The sequence below is a fragment of the Agrococcus citreus genome, from assembly GCF_039527715.1.
GTDB classification, from domain to species: Bacteria; Actinomycetota; Actinomycetes; order Actinomycetales; family Microbacteriaceae; genus Agrococcus; species Agrococcus citreus.
On record NZ_BAAAKK010000005.1, the window covers coordinates 103,584 to 123,557 of the forward strand.

The 19,974-nt window shown below is 72.6% G+C and carries 17 protein-coding genes; 9 read left to right on the top strand and 8 right to left on the bottom strand.

Annotated elements, in window-relative coordinates:
• Positions 1–81: 81 nt before the first annotated feature.
• Together ABD106_RS09280 and ABD106_RS09285 are read right to left on the bottom strand one after the other, a co-directional pair.
• A complete protein-coding gene (locus ABD106_RS09280; protein WP_343919651.1) occupies positions 82–1,455 on the bottom strand; it encodes a glucose-6-phosphate dehydrogenase in 1,374 nt (457 codons plus the stop codon).
• 63 nt (positions 1,456–1,518) lie between these two features.
• Positions 1,519–1,779, bottom strand: coding sequence for a hypothetical protein (locus ABD106_RS09285; protein ID WP_343919653.1), 261 nt, complete (start codon positions 1,777–1,779; stop codon positions 1,519–1,521).
• 274 nt (positions 1,780–2,053) lie between these two features.
• Between ABD106_RS09285 and ABD106_RS09290 the strand changes: the two genes are divergently transcribed.
• A complete protein-coding gene (locus tag ABD106_RS09290; RefSeq protein ID WP_343919655.1) occupies positions 2,054–4,810 on the top strand; it encodes a hypothetical protein in 2,757 nt (918 codons plus the stop codon).
• A gap of 85 nt (positions 4,811–4,895) precedes the next feature.
• Positions 4,896–5,471: an HhH-GPD-type base excision DNA repair protein gene (locus tag ABD106_RS09295; RefSeq protein WP_343919657.1), complete on the top strand. Its 576-nt coding sequence runs from the start codon at positions 4,896–4,898 to the stop codon at positions 5,469–5,471.
• Positions 5,472–5,496: 25 nt separating this feature from the next.
• Here the strand turns inward: ABD106_RS09295 and ABD106_RS09300 are convergent, their stop codons facing one another.
• Positions 5,497–6,894, bottom strand: a complete 1,398-nt coding sequence (locus ABD106_RS09300) for an HNH endonuclease signature motif containing protein (RefSeq protein WP_343919659.1) — start codon at positions 6,892–6,894, stop codon at positions 5,497–5,499.
• A 278-nt stretch (positions 6,895–7,172) separates the two neighbouring features.
• On the opposite strand from ABD106_RS09300, the gene ABD106_RS09305 reads away from it, so the two are divergent.
• Complete coding sequence (locus ABD106_RS09305) at positions 7,173–7,958, top strand: alpha/beta fold hydrolase (protein WP_343919661.1); 786 nt, start codon at positions 7,173–7,175, stop codon at positions 7,956–7,958.
• Here the strand turns inward: ABD106_RS09305 and ABD106_RS09310 are convergent.
• A complete protein-coding gene (locus ABD106_RS09310; protein ID WP_343919663.1) occupies positions 7,955–8,959 on the bottom strand; it encodes a pirin family protein in 1,005 nt (334 codons plus the stop codon). The two genes, ABD106_RS09305 and ABD106_RS09310, sit on opposite strands and share 4 nt — an antisense overlap.
• Positions 8,960–9,094: 135 nt before the next feature.
• Here ABD106_RS09310 and ABD106_RS09315 point away from each other — a divergent pair, with 135 nt between their 5' ends.
• Positions 9,095–9,805 (top strand): GOLPH3/VPS74 family protein, encoded by a 711-nt coding sequence (locus ABD106_RS09315; protein ID WP_343919665.1) that lies wholly within the window; start codon positions 9,095–9,097, stop codon positions 9,803–9,805.
• Positions 9,806–9,875: 70 nt separating this feature from the next.
• Entirely contained in the window at positions 9,876–10,625 is a 750-nt protein-coding gene (locus ABD106_RS09320; protein ID WP_343919667.1) for a hypothetical protein, read from the top strand.
• A gap of 7 nt (positions 10,626–10,632) precedes the next feature.
• On the opposite strand, the gene ABD106_RS09325 is transcribed toward ABD106_RS09320, so the two are convergent.
• Positions 10,633–10,860, bottom strand: a complete 228-nt coding sequence (locus tag ABD106_RS09325) for a hypothetical protein (RefSeq protein WP_343919669.1) — start codon at positions 10,858–10,860, stop codon at positions 10,633–10,635.
• Positions 10,860–12,119: an inorganic phosphate transporter gene (locus ABD106_RS09330; protein ID WP_343919671.1), complete on the bottom strand. Its 1,260-nt coding sequence runs from the start codon at positions 12,117–12,119 to the stop codon at positions 10,860–10,862. The genes ABD106_RS09325 and ABD106_RS09330 overlap by 1 nt, the downstream gene beginning before the upstream one ends.
• A 57-nt stretch (positions 12,120–12,176) precedes the next feature.
• Between ABD106_RS09330 and ABD106_RS09335 the strand changes: the two genes are divergently transcribed.
• Complete coding sequence (locus tag ABD106_RS09335) at positions 12,177–12,902, top strand: RDD family protein (protein WP_343919673.1); 726 nt, start codon at positions 12,177–12,179, stop codon at positions 12,900–12,902.
• On the opposite strand, the gene treS is transcribed toward ABD106_RS09335, so the two are convergent.
• Together treS and ABD106_RS09345 are read right to left on the bottom strand one after the other, a co-directional pair.
• Positions 12,895–14,619 (bottom strand): maltose alpha-D-glucosyltransferase, encoded by a 1,725-nt coding sequence (gene treS / locus ABD106_RS09340; RefSeq protein WP_343919675.1) that lies wholly within the window; start codon positions 14,617–14,619, stop codon positions 12,895–12,897. The genes ABD106_RS09335 and treS overlap by 8 nt on opposite strands.
• A 66-nt stretch (positions 14,620–14,685) precedes the next feature.
• Positions 14,686–15,720: a LacI family DNA-binding transcriptional regulator gene (locus ABD106_RS09345; protein ID WP_343919677.1), complete on the bottom strand. Its 1,035-nt coding sequence runs from the start codon at positions 15,718–15,720 to the stop codon at positions 14,686–14,688.
• 248 nt (positions 15,721–15,968) lie between these two features.
• Between ABD106_RS09345 and ABD106_RS09350 the strand changes: the two genes are divergently transcribed.
• From ABD106_RS09350 to ABD106_RS09360, 3 genes are all read left to right on the top strand, one after another.
• Positions 15,969–17,330: an ABC transporter substrate-binding protein gene (locus tag ABD106_RS09350; RefSeq protein ID WP_343919679.1), complete on the top strand. Its 1,362-nt coding sequence runs from the start codon at positions 15,969–15,971 to the stop codon at positions 17,328–17,330.
• Positions 17,331–18,068: 738 nt separating this feature from the next.
• On the top strand, positions 18,069–18,962 hold the full coding sequence (locus tag ABD106_RS09355; RefSeq protein ID WP_425545752.1) for a carbohydrate ABC transporter permease: 894 nt from the start codon (positions 18,069–18,071) through the stop codon (positions 18,960–18,962).
• Positions 18,959–19,933 carry a carbohydrate ABC transporter permease gene (locus ABD106_RS09360; RefSeq protein ID WP_343919681.1) on the top strand — a complete coding sequence of 325 codons (975 nt, stop codon included), beginning with the start codon at positions 18,959–18,961 and terminating at the stop codon, positions 19,931–19,933. Before ABD106_RS09355 ends, ABD106_RS09360 begins: the two co-directional genes overlap by 4 nt.
• Positions 19,934–19,974 lie beyond the last annotated feature (41 nt).

The window sequence follows — 19,974 nt, forward strand, 5'->3', positions numbered from 1 at the left end:
CGACGCCCGCGCGGCCGCCGCCGAGCAGTCGGGCGAGCGACTCCTCGCGAGTGGGATCGCGGTCGTCGTCGAAGCGCCCGGTCAGTTCGTGCGCCAACCGCGGGGCCCGCGCGAGCCGGCGCGGTACTCGTGCATCGGCACCGCATCCGCCCGCCACGCCTCGAGCACGGGCTCGACGATCCGCCAGCACTCCTCGGCCGCGTCGCCGCGCACCGCGAGACGCGGGTCGCTGTCGAGGATCGAGGCGAGCACCTCGCCGTAGGGCAGGAACTGCCCGCCGCCGAGCTCGCCGCGCAGCACGGTCGGCTCGAGCGCGAACGGGTCGCCCTTGCCGTTCGTAGTGAGGTGCAGCTCGAAGCCGTCGGGCTTGAAGTCGATGATGAAGCGGTCGGGGCTGTCGCGGCCCGAGAACCCGTCCGGCACGTGCGCGGGTGGCTTCCAGTGCACGATCGCGCGCTTGCGCACTCCGGCGAGCGACTTGCCCGAGCGCAGGATGAACGGCACGCCCGCCCAGCGCGCGTTGGCGATCTCGATCTGCACCTCGGCGAGCGTCTCGGTGCCGAGCGCCGGATCGACGCCCTCCTCCGCGACGTAGTCGGGCACTTCGCGCCCCTCGATGTCGCCTGCGGTGTAGCGGGCCCGGCGGGAGTGGCGCACGGGGTCGACGACGCTCGCCGCCCGCAGCACCTGGCCGATGGCGTCGCGCAGGTCGCGCTCGCCGACGCTCGCGATCGGCTCGATCGCGATGAGCGCCATGATCTGCAGCAGGTGCGACTGGATCATGTCGCGCAGCGCGCCGTTGCGGTCGTAGTAGCCCGCGCGATCCTCGAGCGTGACGGTCTCGTCGTAGAGGATCTCGACGCGATCGATGCCGTCGCGGTCCCAGACCGGCTCGAGCAGCCGGTTGGCGAACCGCAGGCCGAGCAGGTTGAGCACCGTGTGGAGGCCGAGGAAGTGGTCGATGCGGAAGATGCGCTCCTCGGGCACGATGCGCGTGACGAGCGCGTTGAGCCGCCTCGCCGACTCGAGGCTGTCGCCGAAGGGCTTCTCGATCGCGAGGATCGTGCCGTCAGGCACCCCCACCCGCTCGAGCGTCTGGCAGACGAGCTCGGTGACCTGCGGCGGGAGCGCGAAGTAGATCACGAGCCGATCGCACTCCACGCTGTCGAGCAGCGCGCGCAGCGACTCCGGATCGGTCGCGTCAGCGGAGACGTAGCGGGTCGATGCGAGCACCGCCTTCGCCGCGGCGCCCTGCGCGCCGCTCACGCCGAGCGCGGTGCGCACGCGATCGCGCCAGTCGTCGGCCGCGAGCTCGCGCAGGTCGGCGCCCACCACCTGCAGGCGACGCGTCGGCTGCTCGCGCAGCAGCGTCGCGATGCCCGGCAGCAGCAGGCGACTCGTGAGGTCCCCGGATGCGCCGAGGATGAGGAGGGTGGTCGAGCGGCTCCGTGCCATGTCCCGATCCTCGCACCCTCGGCCGAGCGGCGTCTGCTCGCCGCCGCGCTCAGCAGGCGAGCGTCACCAGATCGTGCCGCCGCCGATGGAGATGCCGCCGTAGGTCAGCAGCACGAAGACGCCGGCGACCACGGCGGGCGCGATGCCCCTGCCGCCCGCGTGGCGCGACTTGAACAGCGCGATGATGGCGAGGATCGCGGCGATCGAGGCGAGGCCGCCGCCCAGGATGAGGCCGACGAAGAGCGGGATCGGCATGAGGACGAGGCCGACGAGGCCGATCCAGAACGCCCACCACGCCCAGGGGTTGGAGCGCTTGGTCTGCATGCGTCCATCCTCCCAGTCGCGCCTCGGAGCGCGCTGGGCTGGTGGGCTCCCCGCGGATCCCCTCCTGTCGCGCAGCGGCTCCCTCAGCGGCGTCCGATGATGCGGTCAGGCTTTTGCGGACACTGTTGCGCACATCTCCGACGAGGGTCTTTGCTGGAGGCAGGCAGCCGCAACGACGGTCGTGGGAGGCCAGACTGCGCGCCAGGCGCCGCGGCGCCGCAGTCGGGAGCGGACGATGCGAGCAGAGGGTCGAGGAAGGGCAGCCGGATCCTCGATGCCCCGATCCTCGAGGTCCAGCGCCCGCGGACCGCGCCACGCCGCCCCCCGCTCCTCGTCGCGGCGCAAGCGCCTGCTCGCCGCCGCGCTCGCCATCACGACGGGGCTGCTCTCGGCGCTCGCCGCTGCCCCCGCGGGCGAGGCGTGGGCGCACGACGATCCGGACGAGGCGGCATCCCTCACCCTCGACCTCGTGCTCATGACCGACGACGGGAGCTCCGCGACCGGCGACAGCGTCACCCTGTCGGCCAGCGCGCTCGACGGGTCGCCGGTCCTCGTGGGCAGCGACACCGAGCTCGGTCGCGGGAGCAGGCTCACCTCGTCCGTCGAGCCCGGGGACTACGTGCTCGCGCTCAGCGCCTCGGGCTCGGCGGCGACCGGCCACACCGTGGGGTCCTGGAGCTGCGACGACGCCGACCTCGTCGGCGACGTGGTGACGGTCGATGATGATGACGACGACGCGCACTGCACGGTCGTGGTCGACGACCTCCCGGCCACGCTGACGCTGCTCGCCGCCGTCGTGGTCGATGACGGGGGCACGCTCGGCGACGGCGGCGTGACCCTCACCGCAACCGGCGCCGTGGATGCGTTCAGCGGCGTGGAGGGCGCGCCCTCGGTCACCGGGGTCGCCGTCGACGCGGGCGCCTACGCCGTCGGCGCGCTGCCGATCGAGGGCTACGCGGTCTCGGGCGTCGCGTGCTGGAGCGATCAGGATCGCGCCCAGCCGCTGCCGGTCGACGGCGACGTGGTGGTGCTCGCGAACGGCGGCACGGCCGTGTGCGAGGTCACGGTCGACGACCTGCCGCGCGCACCGGACCCCGCGCCCGATCCCGCGCCAGCGCCAGCGCGGCTCACGCTCGACGCTCGCGCGGTGAACGACCACGGCGGCGACGCCGTGCCGCGCGACTGGGCGCTGCGTGCCCAGGGACCGATCGAGCTCGCCGGTGCCGCGGGGTCGCTCGTCGATGTCGCGGTCGAGCCGGGGGCCTACGCGCTCTCTGCCACGGGCCCCGCCGGATACCGCGCGCTCGGCTGGTCCTGCTCGGCCGGGGGCCTCGTCGGGTCGACGCTGACGCTCGAGGCAGGCGACAGCGCCACGTGCGTCGTCGTGCACGACGACCTCCCCGTCGATCTCGCCGTCACCCTCGACGACGGCGGTGCCCGAGCGGCGAACGGCGACACCTTCGCCCTCACCGCCGCCGTGCGGAACGTCGGCGCCCGCGACGTCGATCGCGGCGAGCCGGTCTCGCTCACGGTGCGACTGCCGAGCACCGTCTCGGTCGTCGCCGCGCCCGCGTCCTGCACCGCAGAGGCCCGCCTCGTGCGCTGCGGCATCGAGCCGGCGGCGCTCGCGATCGGTCGCGGCATCGACCTCGCCCTCACCGTGCGATTCGAGCCATCGGCGCGCGCCGGCGTGCACGGCGCGATCGCGTTCGTCCACACCCTCGACGATCCCGCGCCCGCGGCGCCGGCCTGCCCGAGCGCGTCGAACAGCGTGGGCTGCGAGGGCACCGAGCTCCGGTACCCCACGATCACGCTCGTGCAGTCGATCGTGGCGGATGACGGCGGCGAGGCGACCCTCGACCGGTTCGCGCTCTCCGCGAGCGGGCCGGTGGAGATCACCGGGGCGTCGGGCTCCTCGGCCGTCACCGTCGCATCCGTGCCGGCCGGGACGTACCGGCTCGGCGCGAGCGGACTGTCGGGCTACGCCCCGGGCGGCTGGACGTGCGTCGGCGCGACGCTCGAGGGCGACGCCGTCACGATCGTCGGCGTCGTCGACGTCACCTGCACGATCGCCCACGACGACCATCCGGTCGATCTGCAGCTCGCGGCGAGCAGCTCGGGCCCCGCGCCGGCCGGCGGCGAGGCTCGGCTCTCGCTCGTCGTGACGAACGCCGGGGCTCGCGACGTCGATGCCGGCGATGCCGTGACGGCCACGCTCGCGCTCGCCGCCGGGCTCACCCACCTCGACGGTCCCGCGGGATGCTCCGCCGCGGCCGGCACGATCACGTGCGTCATCGATCCCGCGGCGCTGCCGGCAGGCGGTTCGACCGAGCTCGAGCTCCTCATCGCGGTCGCGCCGACCGTGCGGGCGGGCACGCTCGAGAGCCGGGCGATGGTCACGACCGACGACGACGCCGCATCGCCGGGTGGTTGCGAGCATCCGTCCGACAACGTGGTGTGCGTGCGCACCGAGGTGGTCGCCGGCACCGTGTCGGCCGAGAAGTCGGCGTGGGAGCAGGTCAACGGGGCGTGGGTGTCGTCCGACGGCCTCGTCGGGTTCGGCGACCTCGTGCAGTTCCGCGTGCTCGTGCGGGCCGCCGGCGAAGCGCCCAGCACGGGCGTCGGCCTCGTCGACCGGCTGCCGAGCGGCCTGCTGCGCGACGGCCTCGCGACGTGCTCGGTGCCGTGCACGGTCGAGCTCGATGCCGCGACCGGCGCCGAGCGCGTCGTGATCGGCACGATGGCCCCGGGTGTGGTCGCCACCGTCACCATCACCGCGCGGGTGCCGGGCGTGCCGTCCCAGGCCGAGGGCACCACCGTGCGCGTGGCCTTCGACGCCGAGGCATCGCTGTCGAGCGACAACGTCGAGAGCGCGCCGACCAACATCGTCACGGTCCGCGCGAGCCACGCGCTGCCGGAGCGCGGCCGCAGCGGCGGCACCATCCCGATCGGCGGCATCAGCGTGGCGCTCGCGCTGCTCGTCGCGGGCGGGCTCCTGCTCGTCCGATCGCGAGAGCTCGCCGCTCGCTGACCCTTAGACCCCGAGCCCCCGTCTGTCGTGACCAGGCGGGGGCTCGGCCCTGTCCGGCGCGCGCGGGCCATGCCAGGGTGGTCACATGACCCGCGAGCTCCACATCACCGGCGACGACGACGCCGACCGCCTACTCTCCGAGGACGACTTCGCGCTGCTGTCGGGCATGCTGCTCGACCAGCAGGTGCCGATGGAGACGGCGTTCGCGGGGCCCGCCAAGCTGCGCGACCGGCTCGGCCGGCTCGACGCATCCGACATCGCGCAGATGGATCCGGAGGTGTTCCAGGCGGCGTTCTCGGAGAAGCCCGCCGTGCACCGGTTCCCCGGCTCGATGGCGAAGCGCGTGCAGCAGCTCGCCGCCGTGGTCGTAGAGGAGTGGGGCGGCGATGCCGGGGCGATCTGGCGCGACGGCGATCCCGATGGTGCCGAGGTGCTGCGCCGGCTGCAGGCGCTGCCCGGGTTCGGCGAGCAGAAGGCGCGCATCTTCCTCGCGCTGCTCGGCAAGCGGGCGGGCTTCGACGGCGCCGGCTGGCGGGATGCCTCGGCGCCGTACGGCGAGGAGGGCTCGAAGCGCTCGGTGGCCGACATCGTCGACCAGGAGTCGCTCGCCGAGGTGCGGAAGGCCAAGCAGGCAGCGAAGGCGGCCGCCAAGCAGTCGTAGCGGATCCGTTGCGGTCGCGCGTCCGCTACCCGGTCGAGACCGGGAACGGCGCCGTGGGGTGCACGTCGGGTGCGCGTCGTCGCGTGCCGCGTGGTCTGCGGATGGGTGGGAGCAGGGTGCGTCGGACCTTCCAGCGGGTGCCGGATCGTTCGATCTGCTGGCGGCCGGCGTGGACGTCCTGGTGACAGCGTGTGCAGAGCAGGATGCCGTTGTCGATGTCGGTGGGGCCGCCGTCGGCCCAGGTGCGGACGTGGTGGACGTCGTTCCAGGAAGCGGGCGCGCCGCAGCCCTCGCCCTGGCAGAGCTTGTCGCGGAGGATGATCGCGAGTCGCTGGATGGCGGTGAAGAGGCGCTTGCGGCGTCCCATCTTCAGGACGTGGCCGTCGTCGTCGACGAGCGCCGTCTGGATGATTGCGTCGCACGTCATGCGGGCGGCGAGCTGGACGGGGACGATCTCGCCGGTCTCGACGATCTCGCACACGCCAGGTCGGCCCTCGGCGTGCGCGTCGAGATCGGCCTGCGTGACGGCGACGAGCAGCGTGGGCGGGCGGCCGCCGGGTCGGGGCGTCTCGCCGGAGCGGGCGTGGGCGGCGAACAGGCCGGCGAGCACGTCGGCGGAGCGCTGCTCGGGCGAGCGGCCGTCGTCGTTGACCGGCGCCGTCGGGTCCTTGCTGGTGCGCGGCGAGTTGTAGGCCTGCACCACCGCCTGCACCTGCGCGCCCTCGGCCGGTGGGAGCACGATCCGGCCGCGGAACATGCCGTCGGTGCAGCGGGAGATCGTGAACGAGCGCTGCGCGATCTGCTGCTCCTCGCGCGGCTCTGCGCCGTCTGGATCGAGCGCGAGCAGCCACTGCCGCGCGGTCGCGGCGAGCTCCTCCGGCGGCGTCGGGGCCGTGTCGTCATAGCCGCGCTCGCCAGCCACCTCGCCTGCCGGCTGGCCGGTCGCGTCGCCGACGAGGGAGGCTTCGGCGAACCGCCGGTCGTCGTCGTCGATGCGCCCGCGGCCCTCGCCGAGCTGCTCGACGATCACGCGCGCCTGGTCGATGCCGATCGACCCGTCGGCGAGCGCGTCGGCGACGTGCGGGAAGCGCGGCTCGAAGGGCGCCCCGCCCGCGGTCGGCCGCGGAGTCGCTGCGACCGCGACCCGGATGATCGCCTTCGCCCGGCTGGACGTCACGCCCAGCTCGTGCCGCAGCGCGTCGGCCGCGTCGCGGTACCCGAACGCGCGCGTCGACGACGGCGCATCGAACGCCGGCGGCGCCTGCTCCACCAGGCCCGCCATCCGCACCACCAGCCCGTCCGCGTGCTTCGCGAGCTCACCGACCGCGGCGAGCGCGTCCCAGCGCTGCGCATCGCCGAGCGCCTCGAACGACCTCAGCAGCGCATCGGCGGCAGAGCGCAGCACGTCGATCGCACCGCGCACAGCGGCCGCCTCCGGCGACCTGCCCCGCGACTGCTGCACCATCGTCGGCCCCCCATCGGACACCTGCTGTGGCCACCGTCAGCGGTGGCCTTCGATGCGTTCCATTCTACCAAGCAGTCGAAGACCAGTTCGAATTTTCGGCATCCTGTGGAGAACTCATACCGGGTCAGTGTGAGGTGACGGGGGCGCTGCAGTGCTGTCGCGGTGCAGAGCCCCGACGTCTTGCGGGCCAAGGCGCGCGACGACCAGGATGACGTCGACACCGAGATGAGGCAGCGATGACCGAATTCGCCGACACCAGCGCGGGCGACCGCATCGGGTTCGACCGCTACGGGGAGGGACCGGGCGTCGTCTTCGTCGCCGGTGCCGGGCCGTTCCGGGCGACGGATGCGACCACGACCGAGACGGCGCGCCTCGCTGCCGAGCACGGCGTGCAGACGCTCGTCTACGACCGGCTCGGGCGGGGCGACAGCGAGGCGCAGGGCGATCTGACGCTCGAGCGCGAGATCGCCGCGATCGCCGCGGCGATCGACGAGGTGGGTGGCAGCGCCGTGCTCGTCGGGCACTCCTCCGGCTGCTCGATCGCGCTCGCGGCGGCCGACGCGGGGCTCCCGGTCACGGCGCTCGCGCTCTGGGAGGCGCCCATCGGGCAGTTTACCGGCGGCGCCGCGGCGTTCGAGCGCGACATCCTGCGCCACCTCGACGCCGGCGACCTCGAGGCGGCGCAGGTCGAGTACATGCGCGACATGCCGCGCGAGTTCCTCGAGCAGGCGCGCGCGATGCCGGAGTGGCCGCAGATCGCGGCCGGCAGCCGCACCTACCGCGCCGACGCCCGGTCGCTCGCGTGGGCGGAGGAGCTCGGGCCCGCCGAGCGGTTCGCCCGCATCACCGTGCCGGTGCTCACGATGGTCGGCGCGCAGACGTTCCCCGGCATGACCGAGACGGCCGAGATGCTCGCCGCCGCGATCCCGAGCGCGCTGTTCCGGGTCATGCCGGGCGCGTGGCACGACTGGGAGCCGGCACCGATGGCGCTCGCGCTCGCCGAGCTCGCGGCGAAGGGCTAGCGCCGCTTCGCGCGCCCGCGCGGCAGCAGCTCGACGGTCGGGATGCGCGGGCTCGGCAGCGTCGTGCCGGAGCCGTCGTCGACGACGCCGAACCGCGGGCGCGCCTCCGCTGCTGCGTCGCGCTCGGCCATCCACGCGGCGCGAGCGCGCTCGACCGCGGCGTGGTCGCGCCCGACGAAGTTCCAGAACATCACGAACTCCTCCGGGTGCGGCACGCCGCCGAGCAGGATCGCGATGCCGTCGCCCCGCTCGGCCGACACGATGGCGGATGCGCGGCCCGGTTCGAGCACGCCGATCTCGCCCACGCCGATGGGCACGTCGTCGAGCGCGATGCCGGGCGTGAGCGCGAGCACGCCGTGCTCGAACGCCGGCTCGAGGTCGAGCGCCGCCTCGGAGCCGCCCGGGATCCGCAGCTCGGCGCCCAGCAGCGGCGAGAACGCCGGTGCAGCGCTCGTCGCGCCCGCGGACGAGCCGACGAAGACGCGCAGGACCGCGCCCCCGGGGAACGAGGTCGACGGCACGGCGTCGAGCCCCGCGAACGACGGCGGGATGTCGTGCTGGTCGAGGGGGAGGGCCGTCCACAGCTGCACGCCGTGCAGCACGGTCGTGTCGGGCGTCGAGTACTCGCTGTGCGAGATGCCGCGGCCCGCCGTCATGACGTTGACGCCGCCGGGCCGCACGGTGTGGCGCGCTCCGGTCGAGTCGGTGTGCGCGATGGCGCCCTCGACGAGCCACGAGACCGTCTGCAGCCCCGTGTGCGGGTGCGGCGGCACATCCATCCCCGGTCCGTCGCCGATCTCGGTCGGCCCGAACGAGTCGGCGAAGCACCACGCGCCGATCATGTGGCGGTGCTTGTTGGGCAGGCTGCGCAGCACCGGCATGGCTCGCGGCCCGCCGAGCGGCACCTCGCGAGGCAGCAGCAGCTCGATGCCGGCCGCGTGCGCCTCGGCGATGCAGTCGCGCTCCGCGCCCTGCACGAGCAGCGCCTCGTCGTTGCTCATGCCCCAACGCTAGCCCCCGCCCCGGTCGACCCCCCGGCGCATCTCCCCGGCCGACCTGCCCCGGCCGACCTCCCCCGGTCGGGCTCCCTCCGGCGGCGGAGGCGCGCTGCGCCGTGCCGCTCTAGCGTCGACGGCATGGACCTCACGATCCCGGAAGCCGTGCTCCTGCTCGCCATCGACGACGAGGCGGGCTCGCCGCTCGTCGACGACTCGTCGCTCGGCATCGCCGTCGCGGCGGCGGCGATCGCCCAGCTGCTGCTCGACGGGCGCGTTCGCGTCGCGGGGGAGGGTGAGCCGGGCGCGAAGCCGGGCACCCTCGTCGCGGCGGCGGGCGGCACCGACGCGCGGCTCGAGCCGCTCGTCGCCGAGGTGCAGGGCCGCTCGACGAAGGATGCGATCACGCGGATCGTCGGCTGGTCGGGGGCGCGCGCGCCGGGCGGCCGCTTGCGGGGCCGGCTGCTCGACGACTTCGCGGCGGCGGGGGTGCTCGCGCGCGAGCAGGACCGGTTCCTCGGCATGACGTGGCGCGAGCGCTGGGAGCGCGGCGAGCGGCGCCAGGTGGAGGACGCCCTGCAGGCGCGGGCTCGCGACGTGCTCGAGGCCGCCGAGGCCGGCGACCGCGCTGACGAGCGCGAGGTCGCCACGGCGCTCGCGATCCTGCACGGCGCGAAGGCGCTGCCGAAGGTGTTCCCCGACCTGCCGGCCGAGCTGCTGCGGCGACGAGGCGACGAGCTCGCCGCGGGGACCTGGGCGAGCGCCTCGGTGCGATCGGCGATCGAGGCGGTCGAGGGCGCCATGGTGGCGGTCCTGGTCGCGACGACCATCGTGCCCGTCATCACCAGCTGACCGCCGACGCGCAGCCGAGCGGGACGGTCGCGGTGCCAGGATGGGGCCACCGATCGACCGAGGGGGCGCGATGGACACGCGGAGGGGTCCCGTCGAGGCGCCGGGCGACGACGCGGGCGACGGCGATGGCCGCGGGATGCCGCGCCTCACGACCGCCGTCGGGCGCGCGCTCGGCGCGGCGTTCGCGGCGCTCGTCGCGGTCCGGCGACCGCATCCGATCCATCCGCACGGCGTGCTCCTCCACGGCTCGCTGCAGCGCACCGGCAGCGCGCTGCGCACCGGGGTGCCGTGGATCGACGACGCCGACCCGCAGCCCGTGCGGGTGCTCGCGCGCGCCTCGCGCTCGGCCGGGGTGCCGCCGCCCCTGCCCGACGTGATCGGGCTCGCGATCCGCTTCGAGGGCGACGACGGGCCCGCCGACATCGAGCTCGCGTCGACCGGCGCCGGCTGGCCGTCGCGGTTCTGGCTGCTCGTCCACCGCTCGCCGTCCCGCGCGCACGTGAGCTCGCTCCTCCCGTACCGCTCGCCGAGCGGGCCCGTGCTCATCGCCGCCATCACGCGCTCGCCGGACGACCTGCCGGTGTCGGCCACCGAGCTCGCCGAGCGGCTCGAGGCCGAGCCGTGGCGACTGCGGCTGCTCGTCGCACGGCCGCGCGGCCCGTGGCATCCGTTCGCCGACCTCGAGCTCACCCGCAAGCCGGGGCCGATCGATCCGCTGCTGCGGTTCGACGCGGGGCGCCACCCGCTGCCCGGCACGCGGCAGTACGCGTGGGTGCGGCGCTTGCGTCAGCCGTCGTACGACATCGTGCAGCGCTCGTAGTCGAGGCTCAGATGCCGAAGAGCTGCTTGCCGAAGACGATCACGACGATGCCGGCGATCGCGAGCAGCGCGCACAGCGACAGCAGCAGCCCGGCGATGACGTTCGAGCCCGCCCGCTGGCTCTCGATCGAGCGGATCGCGAGCGCGTAGACGAGCGGGATGCCCGCGCCGAGCAGCAGCCCGACGACGAGCACCGAGGCGATGGCGACGCCGAGCGCGCCGAGGTCGAAGCCCATCAGGACGCGCCTCCGTCCTGGTTCGGTCGATGCTGCTTCGGTCGCTTCTTGCGCTTGCGGGGCTTCGCGACCGACGCGATGCCGGATGCGACGGCGCTGAGCTCGCGGTCGATCTCGCGCTTGCGCTCGGCCTTCGGTTGCTCCCACTCGTCGCCGACGTTGTGGCTGCCGACGTGGCTCGCCCGCGACCGCAGCCACATGAGGCCGCACGCGGCGACGAGCAGCGCCGTGACGACGATCGAGCCGCCCAGGTGGCCGAAGAGGTTCGCGATGCCGAAGCACGCGGCGCCGACGGCTCCCGCGGCCGGCAGCGTGATGAGCCAGGCGATGAGCATGCGGCGAGCGACCGACCAGCGGACCTTCGCGTCGGTGCGCGCCATCCCGGAGCCGATCACCGAGCCGGAGGCGACGTGCGTCGTCGACAGCGGCAGGCCGAGGTGGCTCGAGGTCAGGATGATCGAGGCGCTCGAGAAGTCGGCCGACATGCCCTGCCGGGGCGAGATGTCGACGATGCCCTTGCCGAGGGTGCGGATGACGCGCCAGCCGCCCATGTAGGTGCCCGCCGCGATCGCGACGGCGCAGACGACGCGCACCCAGAGCGGCATGTCGGCATCCGGATCGAGGGTGCCGTGCGCGACGAGCGCGAGGAAGATGACGCCCATCGTCTTCTGGGCGTCGTTCGTGCCGTGCGCGAGCGACATGAGCGACGCCGCGCCGATCTGACCCCAGCGGAAGTCGCTGCGCTCGCGCTTCGCGGAGAGGCCCGCGGTGACGCGCTGGACGAGCCACGTGCCCGTGAAGGCGACGAGGCCCGCGATGACCGGTGCGAGCAGCGCGGGGATGAGGATCTTCTGCGCCACACCGCCCCACAGCACGCCCGTGAGGCCGAGCGCGGCGATCGTGGCGCCGATGAGGCCGCCGAAGAGCGCATGGCTCGACGACGACGGCAGCCCGAAGAGCCATGTCAGCACGTTCCACACGATCGCTCCAGTGAGCCCGCAGAGCACGATGAGCATGAGGCTCTCGCCGTCGACCCCGGTGAGGTCGACGATCCCCGATCCGACCGTGCGCGCGACCTCGATCGAGAGGAACGCGCCGACGAGGTTGAGGGTCGCGGAGAGCGCGACCGCGGGCTTCGGCTTCAGCGCTCCCGTCGCGACCGACGGGGCCATCGCGTTCGCGGTGTCGTGGAAGCCGTTCGTGAAGTCGAAGGCGAGGGCCACGACCACGACGATCGCGAGGATGGCGGTCTCCTGCATCGCGCCAGTCTCCACTACCGACCCGGCCCGCTCCAAACGGCGCTCTACGATCGAGGCATGACGACCCCGCAGCCGCCGTCCTCGCAGTCACCGGGTTGGTACCCCGATCCCTACGCCGCGACCGACGGCGTGGAGCGCTGGTGGAACGGCATCCAGTGGCTCGCAGAGACGCGCGACCCCGCTGCGGCCCTCGCCGAGGCGCCCGCCGCACCGGTCTGGGCGCCCGCGCAGCCCGCGCCGTCGAGGGCCTCGACCGAGCCGGAGCTCGCGAGCTGGGGCGCCCGCGTCGCCGCCTACCTGCTCGACCTCGTCCCGTTCGTCGTGCTCGTCATACTCGTGCTCGGCTCGTACGGGTGGTTCGACCTCGTCGGTCGCGCGTCGGAGGGAGACGAGGCGGCCTTCGCCGAGCTCGAGGCCATGAGCGCCCCGGGCAGCCCCGGATCGGTCGCGAGCGTGCTCATCGGCGCGATCGCCTACTTCGCCTACAGCGTCGGCTTCCACGTGCGGAAGGGCGCGACGCCCGGGAAGATGCTCGTCGGCATCCGGGTGCGGATGCTCGAGGAGGACAGGCACCCCGACCTGCGCGCCGCCGTGCTCCGGTGGGCGGTGCAGCAGGGCGGCCCGCAGCTGCTGAGCACCATCGCCGGTGTCGGCTTCTTCGCCGGGGTCTTCAGCATCGTCGACCACGTGTGGCCGCTCTGGGATCCCCGCCGCCAGTCGCTGCACGACAAGGTCGCGCGCACGATCGTCGTCCGCGCCCCGCGCGGCCAGCGCGTCAGCTGATGCCGAGCCAGTAGAACGACTGCGTGCCGAAGGTGAGCGAGAAGCGGCCGTCCTGCGCGACGGTCGGGAACCCGCCGCCGCCGAAGAGGTCGTTGAGGCGCGAGCCCGCGAGCGCGGGCGCGTCGATCGTGACGTGCACGGGGTTGTGGCTGAACGAGAAGGCGCACAGCACCCGCTCCGCGCGCGGTCCCGCGTAGCTGCCGTCGCCCTCGAAGTCGCGCACGAAGGCGAGCACCGCGTCGTTGTCGGTGTCGAGCACCGTGATGTCACCGAGGCCGAAGACGGGGTGGGCGCGGCGCACGTGCAGCACCGAGCGCATCCAGTGCAGCAGGCTCGAGGCCTGGGCGAGCTGCGCCTCCACGTTGACGGCGGCGAAGTGGTAGACGAGCGACTGCACGACCGGCAGGAAGAGCTTCCCGGGATCGGCGTTCGAGAAGCCCGCGTTGCGGTCGGGTGTCCACTGCATCGGCGTGCGGGATGCGTCGCGGTCGTCGAGCCAGATGTTGTCGCCCATGCCGATCTCGTCGCCGTAGTAGAGGAACGGCGACCCGGGCAGCGAGAGGAGCAGCGCGTTCGCGAGCTCGAGCTCGGCTCGCGAGTTGTCGAGCAGCGACGCGAGCCTGCGGCGCACGCCCACGTTCGAGCGCATCCGCGGGTCGTAGGCGTACCAGCCGTACATCGCCTGCCGGTACTCCTCGCTCACCATCTCGAGCGTGAGCTCGTCGTGGTTGCGCAGGAAGACCCCCCACGTCGCGCCGGGCGGGATGTCGACCTGCTCGGCGAGGATGCGCTTGAGCTCGACGGCGCTCTGCGCGCGCAGCGAGTAGAAGATGCGCGGCATCGTGGGGAAGTCGAACGCCATGTGGCACTCGGGCTCGTCGGCGGTGCCGAAGTAGGCCGCCGTCTCGGCGGGCCACTGGTTGGCCTCGGCGATGAGCACGCGGCCGGGGTACTCGTCGTCGACGAGGCGCCGCAGCTGCTTGACGTACTCGTGCGTCGCGGGCTCCGACTCGCCGTTGCCGCCCTCGGACTCGTAGAGGTAGGGGATCGCGTCGAGGCGCACGGCGTCGACCCCGAGGTCGAGCCAGAAGCGCAGCACGCGCTCGATCGCGGCGTGGACGGCGGGGTTCTCGAAGTTGAGGTCGGGCTGGTGCGAGAAGAACCGGTGCCAGTAGAACTGCCGCCGCACCGAGTCGAACGCCCAGTTCGACTCCTCCGTGTCGACGAAGATGACGCGCACGTTCGGGTAGCCGGCGTCGGTGTCGCGCCACACGTAGAAGTCGCCGTACGGCCCGTCGGGGTCCTCGCGCGAGGCGAGGAACCACGGGTGCTGGTCGGAGGTGTGGTTGATCGGCAGGTCGATCATCACGCGCATGTTGCGCGCGTGCGCCTCGGCGACGAAGTGGCTGAAGTCGTCGATCGTGCCGTGCTCGGCGAGCACCGCCGTGAAGTCGGAGACGTCGTAGCCGCCGTCGCGCAGCGGCGACTGGTAGAACGGCGGCACCCAGATGGCGTCGATGCCGAGCCACTGCAGGTAGTCGAGCTTCGACGTGAGCCCCTGGAAGTCGCCGAACCCGTCGCCGTTCGAGTCGACGAACGAGCGCACCATCACCTCGTAGAAGACGCTCTTGCGGTGCCAGTCGCGGTCGAGCGCGAGACCCGGGGCGTGGCCGCCGATGATGGGGATGGGCGAGGTGAAACTGGAGGTGAAGCTCACGTGCGCTCCTTGCGGGGGCGGGTGCGGTCGGCCGGGCCGGGGTGCGCCAACGCTAGCGCCTGACGATCAGCCGCGCGGCTCGCGCGGCGGCGCGGTGGAGGAGCGGATCACGAGCACCGGTGCATAGCTCGTGTGGCTCCGGTCGGGCTCGGTGTCGGGCTGCCCGTGGGGGTGCTGCGCGAGCGCCGACATGATCCATGCGACGACGTCCTCCCCGTGCTGCGCCGGGTCCTGCCGGATGGTCGTGAGGCCGAACGCGGCGGCGGTCGGCACGTCGTCGACGCCGATGACGCTGAGCTCCTCGGGCACGCGGATGCCCAGGTGGTGCGCGGCGAGCAACACGCCGAGCGCGACCTCGTCGGTGCTCGCGACGATGCCCGTCGGCCGGTCGCGGCGAGCGAGGATCTCGCGCGCCGCGAGGTGCGAGCCCTCGAGCGACGTCGGCGTCACGATGACCGGTCGCAACCGCAGCCCGTGCCGCGCCGAGACGCGCTCGAAGGCGCGCTTGCGGCGATCGGACGAGGAGGCGTCGATCGGCTGGACCTCGGTCTCGCTCGAGAGGTGCAGCAGGTCGCGGTGGCCGAGGCGCACGAGGTGCTCGGCGGCCTGCTCGCCCGCCGCGCTGTCGTCGAGGCAGAACGAGCGCGAGTGCGGGGTGGGCTCGCCCACGGTCGCGACCGGGATCCCCAGCTCGGCGAGCCTCGAGAGGTCGCCGCCCACGAGGCTCCAGGTGATCGTGACGAGCCCGTCGACCTCGCCGCGGCGCATGAAGCGCTCGAACTTCTCGTGGCCGCCGCGGCCGAAGGCGCCGAGGTCGTAGAGCAGCACGTCGTGCTCGTGCGCGTCGGCGGCGTGGGCGATGCCATGCAGCACCGAGCCGAAGTACCAGCGGTCGACGGATGGGGTGAGCACGCCGATCGTGCGGGTCAGGCCGGTCGCGAGGCGGCGCGCGGCTCCCGAGGCGCGGAAGCCGAGGTCGTCCGCCGCGTGCTGGACCTTCGCCCGCGTGGCGGGGGAGACGCCGGCCGCGCCGGAGAGCGCGCGCGATGCGGTCGCCTTCGAGACGCCGGCGGCGCGGGCGACGTCGTCGAGCTTGGGCATCGCGCCTCCTTGCTCCGGGCCGGCGTCGCTGCCGGCGTCCGTTGGAACCGGTTCCGACACTACGCCACCCTCGCGTCGCCGCTCACCGGCTCCTGTGCCGATCGTGACCGAATCGAAACCTTGTCATGGAGGGCGGATCGACCGGCGGTGCGCTAGCGTCACTGGGAGTGGAACCGGTTCCGGTTCCTGCACGAGGCCGTGCGCTGCACGGATCGTGCCTCAGGCACTGAGCGAACGAAGGAGTTCACGTGAAGCACGCACGCAGGATCGCGGTGCCGCTCGGCATCGCCGGCGTCGCCGCACTCGCCCTCACGGGCTGTGTCGGCGATGCACCGGCCGACCCCTCGGCGGCCCCAGGCGGTTCCGACGCCCCCGCCGCGGCCGGCTGCGAGGCATACACCGACTACGGCACCTTCGAGGGCGCCGAGGTCAACCTGTACGGCACGATCCTCGACGTCGAGGCCGAGCGCCTCAACGAGTCGTGGGCCGAGTTCGAGGAGTGCACGGGCATCGACGTCGTCTACGAGGGCTCCGGTGAGTTCGAGGCGCAGATCAACGTGCGCGTGCAGGGCGGCAACCCGCCCGACCTCGCGATCATCCCGCAGCCGGGCCTGCTCGCCTCGCTCGCAGGGACCGGCAGCATGGTGCCCGCCCCGGAGGGGGTCGTCGCCAATGCGCAGGAGTACTGGACGCAGGACTGGCAGGACTACGGCACCGTCGACGGCACCTTCTACGCAGCGCCCCTGATGGCGAGCGTCAAGGGCTTCGTCTGGTACTCGCCGTCGGTCTGGGCCGAGAACGGCTGGGAGATCCCGACGACGCTCGACGAGCTCGACGAGGTCACCGCGGCGATCGCGGAGTCCGGTGTCATGAAGCCCTGGTGCGTCGGGTTCGGCTCGGCCGAGGCCACCGGCTGGCCGGGCACCGACTGGGTCGAGGACTACGTGCTCCGCACCGCGGGCCCGGACGTCTACGACCAGTGGGTCGCGCACGAGATCCCGTTCAACGACCCGCAGATCGTCGCCGCCATGAACCGCGTCGGTGACATCATCAAGAACCCGGAGTACGTCAACGGCGGCTTCGGCGACGTCTCGACGATCGCGACGCAGGACTTCGGCGAGGCCGGCTGGCCGGTCACCGAGAACGAGTGCGCGATGCACCACCAGGCCACCTTCTACGAGGGCCTCTTCCCGGAGGGCACCGAGGTCGCCGAGGACGGCGACATCTGGGGCTTCATCCTCCCGGGCACCGAGGCTGACGCTGCTGCCGTGACCGGCGGCGGCGAGTTCGTCGGCGCCTTCAGCGACGCCGAGGAGGTCGCTGCGGTGCAGACGTTCCTCTCGAGCGCCGAGTGGGCCAACATCCGCGTCTCCATCGGCGGCACGCTCTCGGCCAACTCGGGTCTCGACCCCGAGAACGCGTCGAGCCCGCTGCTCGCCTCCGCGGCCGCGACCCTGCAGGACCCGGACACGACGTTCCGGTTCGACGGCTCCGACGCGATGCCGGGTGCCGTGGGCACCGGCACGTTCTGGAAGGCGATGGTCGACTGGGTCTCCGGTGCTGACACCGAGACCGTGCTCGACCAGGTCGAGTCGAGCTGGCCGCAGTAGTCCGATGGACGACGGTGTGGGGGTCGCTGCGGCGGCCCCCACACCGCTCATCCCATGGCACCCCGGAGGTGACGCATGACCACGCTCGATCTCATCGGCAAGGTGCTGCAGGCCGTCGTCGGCCTCGCGGCCTTCGGCGTCGTGATGGCGCTGCTGCTGACATTCCTCGACCGTCCTGAGGACAAGCCGCGCTTCGCCAGCTGGCGGGCTGCCATCCGCCAGGGGCTCCGCCCCCGGCTCATCATCATCGCGGCGCTCGTGCTGCTCGCGGTGCTCGCCCGAGTGCTCTACGGCGCCGTGTCGTGGATGACGCAGGGGCTCACGAACGCCGCGATCATCCTCGCGGTCGCTGGGATCGTCGTGGTGCTGCTCCAGTGGCTGCTCGATCGGCTGCTGCAGCGGGCATCCGAATCGGTCCGCAGCGCCGCGATGCGTGTGCTCGGTGCCGTGCTCGTCACCGCCGTCGTGCTCGTCGCGCAGATGGCCGAGAGCATCGCCGCGCTCGACTGGGTCACGCCGGCGCTCATGCAGGCCGCCGTCATCGTCGGCTGGCCGCTCGTGGCCGTGCTGCTCGCGACCGCGGCGATCGCGTTCGCGCCCGTGCGCATCCGCCGCAGCGCGAGGCTCATCGCGTGGCTGCTCGCCGCCGTCTCGATCGTCGTCGTCGGGCTCGTCCTCGAGCAGGGGCAGGAGCAGCCGATCGGCGTCTGGCCGTGGGCAGCTGCGGCTGGCCTCAGCGTGGCCGGCCTGCTCGGCTACGCGGCCGACCGGGATGACGACTCGAAGCCGATGCTCGTGTTCCTCATGCCTGCTGCGCTGCTGCTCACCGTCGGCCTCGTGTATCCCGCGGTCCGGACGGCGATCCTCGCGTTCACCGACAAGACGGGCACGTTCAACGGCGTCGACAACTTCGTCTGGATGTTCACGCAGCCCGAGGCGCTCGTCACGCTCGGGAACACGATCGTGTGGGTCATCGTGGTGCCGACCCTCTCGACCGCGATCGGCCTCGCCTACGCGGTGTTCATCGACAAGAGCCGTGGCGAGCGCTTCTTCAAGTCGCTGCTGTTCATGCCGTTCGCCCTCTCGATGGTCGGCGCGAGCATCATCTGGAAGTTCATGTACGCGTACCGCGGTCCGCAGCAGGATCAGATCGGCTTCGTCAACCAGGTGATCGTCTGGTTCGGCGGCGAGCCGCAGCAGATCCTGCAGAACAGCCCGTGGAACACGCTCGCGCTCATCCTCGTGATGATCTGGATCCAGACGGGCTTCGCGATGGTCGTGCTCTCCGCATCGATCAAGGGCGTGCCGACCGAGCAGCTCGAGGCGGCGCAGATCGACGGCGCCAACCCGTGGCAGCGCTTCACGAACGTGACCGTGCCGAGCATCCGCCCGGCGCTCGTCGTGGTGGTCACGACCATCTCGATCGCGACGCTCAAGGTCTTCGACATCGTCCGCACCATGACGGCGGGCAACTTCGAGACCTCCGTCGTCGCGAACGAGATGTACACGCAGGCGTTCCGCGCAGGTGAGCCCGGCAGGGGCGCGGCGCTCGCGCTCATCCTGTTCATCATGGTGCTGCCGATCGTCATCTACAACGTCCGCGTCCTGAACCAGCAGAAGGCGATCCGATGACTCACGTTGCCGTCACTCCGGACCCCGAGGTCAACCCGGACGAGGTCGCCCCGGCGGTCGAGACACGCGCTGACCGGGTGAAGCGCCGGCTCACGAGCCCTTGGGCGACCATCGCCGCGATCGTGATCGCCGTGGTCTGGACGATCCCGACCTTCGGCCTCCTCCTGTCGTCCTTCCGCCCGGCCGACCAGATCTCGAGCAGCGGCTGGTGGACGTTCTTCTCCGACCCGCAGCTCACGCTCGCGAACTACCGCGACGTGCTGTTCTCGGGCTCCGACACGTCGCCGCAGCTGGGCGAGTACTTCGTCAACTCGCTCATGATCGCGATCCCGGGCACGATCTTCCCGCTCGTGCTCGCGTCGCTCGCCGCCTACGCGTTCGCCTGGGTCAAGTTCCGCGGCTCCGGCACCCTGTTCGTCGTGGTGTTCGCGCTGCAGATCGTGCCGCTGCAGATGGCGCTCATCCCGCTGCTCCAGCTGTTCGTGACGTTCCTGCAGCCGTTCCAGAACGCGCTGCACGACACGATCCCGTTCATCAGCGAGCGGCAGTTCCTGCCGGTGTGGATCGCCCACACGATCTTCGCCCTGCCGCTCGCGATCTTCCTGCTGCACAACTTCATCTCGGCGATCCCCGGCGAGATCGTGGAGGCGGCTCGCGTCGACGGCGCCGGGCACGGGCAGATCTTCTTCCGCATCATCCTGCCGCTCGCGATGCCGGCGATCGCGTCGTTCGCGATCTTCCAGTTCCTCTGGGTCTGGAACGACCTGCTCGTGGCGCTCGTATTCTCCTCCGGCACTCCAGACACCGCGCCACTCATGCAACGACTGGCGGAGCTCTCGGGCTCCCGCGGCGAGAACTGGGAGCGGCTGACGGCCGGCGCGTTCGTGTCGCTCATCGTGCCGCTCATCGTGTTCTTCGGCCTGCAGCGCTACTTCGTCAGAGGGCTGCTGGCGGGCAGCGCGAAGGGCTAGCGCGACCTCCGCACGACGCAGCGGGACGGCCCTCCGAGATC